Origin of the sequence: uncultured Anaerovibrio sp., assembly GCA_902786545.1 — a bacterium.
In the GTDB taxonomy this organism is placed as follows: domain Bacteria; phylum Bacillota; class Negativicutes; order Selenomonadales; family Selenomonadaceae; genus Anaerovibrio.
Genome location: CADACU010000080.1, coordinates 1 through 6604, shown reverse-complemented (window position 1 = coordinate 6604; position 6604 = coordinate 1). Strand labels below are relative to the sequence as shown.

The 6604-nt window shown below is 45.2% G+C and carries 7 protein-coding genes; 4 read left to right on the top strand and 3 right to left on the bottom strand.

Annotated features, from left to right (window positions below):
* Positions 1-763 precede the first annotated feature (763 nt).
* Complete coding sequence (locus QZV24_RS10620) at positions 764-1132, top strand: Abi family protein (protein ID WP_363138222.1); 369 nt, start codon at positions 764-766, stop codon at positions 1130-1132.
* Here QZV24_RS10620 and QZV24_RS10140 read toward each other — a convergent pair.
* Together QZV24_RS10140 and QZV24_RS10135 are read right to left on the bottom strand one after the other, a co-directional pair.
* The gene (locus QZV24_RS10140; RefSeq protein WP_294523478.1) at positions 1044-2153 is read right to left on the bottom strand and encodes a carboxylesterase family protein; all 1110 of its coding nucleotides are present in this window, start codon (positions 2151-2153) and stop codon (positions 1044-1046) included. The genes QZV24_RS10620 and QZV24_RS10140 overlap by 89 nt on opposite strands.
* Positions 2150-2698: a carboxylesterase family protein gene (locus QZV24_RS10135; protein ID WP_294523473.1), complete on the bottom strand. Its 549-nt coding sequence runs from the start codon at positions 2696-2698 to the stop codon at positions 2150-2152. The genes QZV24_RS10140 and QZV24_RS10135 overlap by 4 nt, the downstream gene beginning before the upstream one ends.
* Before the next feature lie 230 nt (positions 2699-2928).
* Here QZV24_RS10135 and QZV24_RS10130 point away from each other — a divergent pair, with 230 nt between their 5' ends.
* Both QZV24_RS10130 and QZV24_RS10615 read left to right on the top strand, forming a co-directional pair.
* Positions 2929-4947: a methyl-accepting chemotaxis protein gene (locus QZV24_RS10130; protein ID WP_294523471.1), complete on the top strand. Its 2019-nt coding sequence runs from the start codon at positions 2929-2931 to the stop codon at positions 4945-4947.
* A 98-nt stretch (positions 4948-5045) separates the two neighbouring features.
* Positions 5046-5189 (top strand): recombinase family protein, encoded by a 144-nt coding sequence (locus QZV24_RS10615; RefSeq protein WP_363138220.1) that lies wholly within the window; start codon positions 5046-5048, stop codon positions 5187-5189.
* A gap of 466 nt (positions 5190-5655) precedes the next feature.
* Here the strand turns inward: QZV24_RS10615 and QZV24_RS10125 are convergent, their stop codons facing one another.
* A complete protein-coding gene (locus QZV24_RS10125) occupies positions 5656-5994 on the bottom strand; it encodes a hypothetical protein (RefSeq protein ID WP_294523470.1) in 339 nt (112 codons plus the stop codon).
* Positions 5995-6358: 364 nt separating this feature from the next.
* Between QZV24_RS10125 and QZV24_RS10120 the strand changes: the two genes are divergently transcribed.
* Positions 6359-6577, top strand: a complete 219-nt coding sequence (locus QZV24_RS10120) for a DUF1659 domain-containing protein (protein ID WP_294523469.1) — start codon at positions 6359-6361, stop codon at positions 6575-6577.
* The last annotated feature ends 27 nt before the right edge of the window (positions 6578-6604 follow it).

Genomic DNA, 6604 nt, shown 5'->3' with positions numbered 1-6604 from the left:
CTGCGTCAGCAGCGCAGTGAAAAGTGGTGCTGTGGGGGGACTGCACTAAGAGGTGGGGGCGGTGGCTGGAATGAGTGAAGGGAACCGTAACGGAAAGACAGCTACCGCTAACTGGCCCCATAGCAGTCGATATATATCTTCTGGTGAAAGGGGATGGACCAGGGCGGGTATATGGACATGCTCTTTCATCCAGCCGTAGCCGGGGAGTCGCGCAGACGGGGAAGGGACCGGCTGGACGGTATGGGAAGCAAGGGCCCGCCCCCGGCTCACTTTCAGTCAAAAGCACCCAGAAAGTGAAAAAGCCCCGATCTGAAGCTGGAGCCACGGCGGGGCCGTGGCGGGAAGCCGGGAGCAGGGGCTGGGTGTGGGTGGTGACCTTGTTTTTGAAACACATAATCACATTTTCAAACGAATTTCGCACGAATTTCAAACGCATTTTAAACCGTTTAAACCGCGTATTTACTGCTTTTTTGATTATAAACACGGTAATTTCAAACGTATTTCAAACGAAAATAATCGGGAAAATCTGCTCAAATATGTCGTTTTAGTGAAAAGCTCAGGCCGCAGGACCAGGCAGACATGTTGTTCAGTGTTTGAAGCCAGGGCTAGATGTGGGTGGTATCCTTGTCATTATTTCCAAATGAAGTTGATTTATTTTTATTATTTGATATAATGTAACTAACAGAGTTGCCAGGTGCTGATAACACTTGGGACCAGGCCAGGCGTTGAGCTTGGCTTTTTTACTTGTTAGGGGAAATATATAATGGATTTGAAGAAACCATATTCTATAAATGAACAAATTAAAAAGCTGGAAGAACATGGGGTCGTTGTAGATGATGTGGAGCTTACCAGAAATGTCTTGCAGCAAATAAGCTATTATAGGTTATCAGGCTATATGCTGCAGCATCGGATTAATCCACACAGTGGCAAGCTTACCCCGGGGATAAAATTTACAGACATATATAAAATTTATCAATTTGATGAGGAGCTACGCTGTTTGCTCAGATATTTTATAGAAAAAGCTGAATTCTACTATAAGAACCTCATTGGAAATGAATTTGCAATTGGTCGGACAGGAAGGGTAGGTATACGCCGTGCACTGCACCATAACGCCGGACGAATTCCTCACTGAAGTGCTTCGCATCGTGGCCATAGTTGAACCGGCCGATGTAGATAGGCGTATTCAGGTGGGGGTAGAGGTGTTTTGCCATTTGATGGCTGCTGAAATAGGCGAAAAACAGGCTGCCGTATTTCGTGCTTAACGCCTTGTCTCCAGGGAGAGCTTGGTCTGCCGGGTTCGCCTTTTGACGTTGCCTGAACCATGGGTCGACACCAGTGAACAGGCTGAATTCATCCGAGCTGCAAAAGGCCATGAGAGGGGCCTGGTTCCAATGGAGGGTATCGAAGCCTTCCTTAGGTAACACCGTTCCATCCAGGAAAAAATGGGGGAAGGCGACCATGCGTCCGCCTGCAACCGGAAACAAACTTATGACACGTTCTTCCGAAAGCCCCATTAGCCATGCCCGTGCCGTTTTCCGATCATCGGCCGCCTCGGACAACAACCACTTTTCCACCTCATCCTGGGTGTTACGCAGGCCGTCCTCCACCGCCAGACGTGCGAAGCGCTGGGCGAAAACCTTTTGTGATGGTTCCGGAACGGCAAGTGTGAGCCCGGCACTGAAGGCAATTACCTTATGGAAAAGCCCCCGGGCCAGAGGGCATATCATCATCAGGACGGCAGCACGGCCACCGCTGGACAGACCACTGATGGTCACATTTTCCGGATCGCCGCCAAAGGACTCGATGTTTCGTTGTATCCAGTGCAAGGCGGTGATGATGTCCAGCAAAGCATAGTTGCCACTGTTCTCCTCAGCATCCCCGGTGTGAAGTGATGGCAAGGGATTGAATCCCAGGGCTCCTTTTCGGAATTCGATGCCCACATGAACCGCCTGCACCATTTCGCAAAACTTGTTGCCAAGCCATTCCTCGGTATTGCCGATCTGGAAGCCCCCGCCGTGGAGGTAAACCATGACCGGAAGCTTCTTCTTGGCGGAATTGGGGCGACATATATTGAGGGTCAGCTTGCCCTCTACCCCCAAGGCCTTGCCGCCAATGAATTGCAGATTCTTTTCGCCGGGCTTGGTGCAGTTCAGTAACCGTTGAATAGGCGGGGCAGGCTGGGCTTTTTCCAGCGGTTCTCCCCCTTGGCTACGGCCCCGTAGGGAATGTCAAACCACTGTATTACGCCATGAAAACGCTCCAGGGCACCCCGTACTTTGCCGTTTTCCACTGATACAATGAGTGGAAAACGGGGCGGGGTATGACTCCTTCCCAGAAGTTTCATAATCAGATTGCGGCGTTCCATAAAGGAGGCCTTGAACTCCGCTTCCTCCTGATTGGAAATTGCGTCTTCGGAAAAATCCCCGGTTTCGGGATCCAAAAAGTATTTGAGATCATCCCCGGCTTGCAGGGCAATCTCCAAATAACTGTCCATAGACATGCCAATCAAATACCCGTAATCCTGGAGAATTCTGAAAATATCACCGACATTATGGTACTCCTTCAGGGCAGCCAAGGCTTCCGCACCCTCGTAGAGGTTTTTGGCCAAGTGGTCAAAGAAATATATCTCCCGTTTTTCCTTTTTTCCATGCGTATTCCGTCCTTCCGGGAAAACTATGCTGAATCCTGTGTATATCACGGTCCTATTATAATTTTACAAGTATTGACTAAATTATAGCTTTTCCCCAATAGAATGTCATTAGATATTGCTTAAATGACATTTAGGTAAACTAAAAATAATTGAATATTATCTATTTTTTGTTGTTATGCCAATGTATTTGCTATATAATGAAGTATATCGAAATCTTGCTAACATCATGCTAATATTTGTTTAATATTTTTGCTCTAAACTTTTAGGAGGGGAACACAATGCGTCATATCAAAAGCCTGAAAAGTAAGTTTTTACTTATTATTGTACCGTTGTTTATTGTTAGTTTTACCATACTAACCACAATCAGTTATCAAGTAACTTACAGCCTGTTAACCAAGAATGCCCATACCATTGCAGAGGGAATTGGTGAAAGATATGCTGCTATAATAAAAGGAAATGTGGATGGCCAGGTGATGCGTCTGTCCGAACTTGGGGCCAGTGAATCGTTTTTGCTGGGTGATAAGGAGGCAAGAATGCGGGGGATGACAGCCTTGATAGGCCGGGAACCGTCCTTTACCCGTATTTGTTTTGTTGCGCCAAACGGCAAAGCTTTTTTCCAGGATGGGCGGGAAGCTGACCGTAGCAAAACTGAGTATTACCAGAAGGTTACTGCCTCCAAGCAGCCATATATAACGGCACCGTCTTTTTCAAAATCCATGCAGAAACCCATGACGCATATTGCAGTTCCGGTTATGGATGGGAATACTTTTGTTGGTTTACTGTGTGCAACGGTGACTTTGGATAAAGTTTCCGGTTTTACGGAAGGTGTACAGTTTTTTGATAGTGGCTATGCTTTTATTGCCGATCAGGAAGGATTAGTTATAGGTTTTGCCAAAAAACCGGATTATGTGGCAAAATTTAATGTTCTTGATCAATCTGCCAATGCCGACAGCAAGCTTGGCGAGAAGTTTTATCGCAGGTTTGGTGAAATAGTTTCATCTGGTACAACAGATTCCTTTAGTTATGATGGTGAAGACGGAATTCGGATGTTTGGTGTGGTTACTCCTATAAAATTAGACGGTCGTAACTGGTTTATTACGGTAACTGCGCCTTCGGCCGAAATAAAGGCTGACGCCAATCGGCTGTTTTTCATTATGCTGGCTTTGGCAATTGCTTTTACTGCACTGGCAATTGCGATTATATATATTTTTGTTAAACGTATTACGGGAACTATTGCCGATGTTCGGGATGATTGCAACACATTGGCCAGTGGTGATTTTCGCAGTCATGCCTCCCAAGGACCTCGTAGTGAAGATGAAATTGGCCAGCTGGAACAGGGATTTGATAAGATGCGTGGGGCACTGCAAAAGCTTGTGGCCGGCATACAAAGTGGTGCCAGTCAAGTAGCAGCTGCCAGCCAGGAACTGACAGCCAGTGCCCACCAATCTGCCATTGCATCTTCATCGGTTTCCCAATCAGTGGTTTCCATCGCCGGTGGTATTGAAAATCAAACCAAGCAAACCAAGGAAATGACTCAATTCGCAGAAAATGTTTCCGACCGTGCCGGTGAAATATCCGTAACATCGAATGTACTGCTGGATGAAGCCCGTGCCACCAGTCAGAAGGCATCGGCAGGACGCGGCGCGATAGCTGCTGCTGTTAACGAAATGCAAAAAATTGGGGAGGGTTCCAAAGACATACGGGTATCTGTCAGTGCTTTGGATGAAAGCTCCAAGAAAATAAGTAATATAGTTGAGGTTATAAGTAGCATTGCCGGTCAGACCAACCTTTTGGCATTGAATGCTGCTATTGAAGCTGCCAGAGCAGGTGAAGCAGGCCGTGGATTTGCGGTGGTAGCCGACGAAGTCCGTAAGCTGGCTGAAGGCTCGGAGAATTCTTCCCAGGAGATCAGCAATTTAATTAAAAAGAATCTTGAGGATATGGCGTTGGCGGTTCAGGCCTGTGAAAACGAAGCCAGCCGTATTGAAGTTGGAATGGAAGCTATTCGGTCAGCTGATGGGTTCTTTGAGCAAATTGCCACATCAGTTATGGAACTGGCAGGTAAGATAGAAGAAATTTCCAAAGCAATCAAGGAAATGGAATCTGGCAGCCAGCAAATGGCTACATCGATTACGACAGTAAATGAAATAGGCCATGAAAATTCAGCGGAGGTTGAGTCTGTGTCAGCGGCTGCGGAAGAACAGTCTGCTTCCATGGAAGAAATAGCTACTGCCAGCAAAAGCCTGGCCAAGCTGGCAGCAGAATTGCAGGCTGCGGTGGCCGATTTCAAAATATAACCTGGTGAAAGTTGTCCCATTCCTTTATAGGTGGAATAACAAACTGTAACAGGCGTTGAGAATGATATGCACCCCATTCTTTAGACAAAAATAATGTAATGGAGGTGCATATCAATTGGCGGGGTATGCATCGGGCACTAAAAGAGGAGTGGCGTGTTATTAAAAATGCACATGCTCCTATTGTAAGTCAGGAACTGTTTGATAAGGTACAGGATATTTTCCAATACGACCCTCCAAATTGAACTAACTATAATTCAGGGACTCAAACATTTTTTAATAATGTATGAGCCCTTTTATAATGCAATATCGTTTATCGAAAATCATATGAAACTACTCTAAGAACCCCCACCCGCCATCCGGATGACGGGGCAGCACATAATGCCGGAAATACACGCCGCCCCACCATCCGGCATACAACCCGGCCCATATAAAAAAAGAAAACGGGTCCAACACGAGCCTTCTGGATCAATCCAGACCCTCAAATTTTGTTGGGAATCCGTTTTCAAAAATGAATATATAGCAGGAAAAATATTATGTCAATAAAAAAGAACCTTCTTTTTCTGGGCGGCGAACTCCGTCTACCGGTTCCGGTCCCGGCGCTCCTGGAGCCCCAGTCGCAGATGAAACATCCGGAAGCCCTGGGGTCTTGGTTCCGAGCAAAGAAGGTTCTATTTAGTGAGCAGATTATATCAAAGCCATAAAGGAAAATCAATTAAAAGTATTGCAATCACTCAAAAGATCGTACCCATATTTTTTGAAGCTATAATAACCTCTAAATTCTTCTGAAAGCCTATAATAAAAATCCTTCCTATAAGGATTTTTATTCTTCTTGGTTTGGTAAATATCTGGAGTGATTTTCAACCATTCAATTTTATCAAGGTATTCTTTCTCTTTTTGTTTACGCCATTTTTCTTCTTCCTTAAGCCGTTTTCGTTTTTCATTTTTTAGTGGTAATTCTCTCAAAAATTTGGGAATACCACGGATGAAATCTATAAATAATCCAATTAAAGTACCAACAATTAAAATCCAAAGTAATGCGGTTAACATATTTATCACCCCTTATATGGTTATATTCTGCCACAAGTGAAAATCTGCTTCCCTTTCTTACTTTCATTATATCCGTCCATACTGTATTTTCAATACTCCAAAGGGCAAAAAAATGCCATTGTCTTGTGCTATTTTTTGGGATTTTTATCCACATATTGACACGTTATCCACAATTGTGTATAATAAGCATAACAAAATATAGTGCTATTGCGGAATGGCGTTATATATGATATTCTCCCCGGCCGGGCGTGAATATATATGTCATTCCGCGAAGAGTCCGCGGTATGGCACCGCGGGCTTTTTGTTTGCGGAAATCCCCATCTTATCTTATTTCATTTTATCTTATGACAAGGAGGAACTACCTATGATCACCAAAATTAAGGAAACCACTTCCATCAAGCTACAGGTTGTAGCAGATGTGAAGAACGGCAAGGAAACTTATGCCACTGTTACTTTCAGCGGTATCAACAAGTCCCTTTCCGATGATGACATCAACGAGCTGGGCAACGGTATTGCCGAGTTGCAGGAACGCCCGCTCAGCAACCTGACCCGTTTGGACAGTGCCCAGCTGCTTAACGGCTAATCTAGTAAAGGAGGAAATCTATCATGG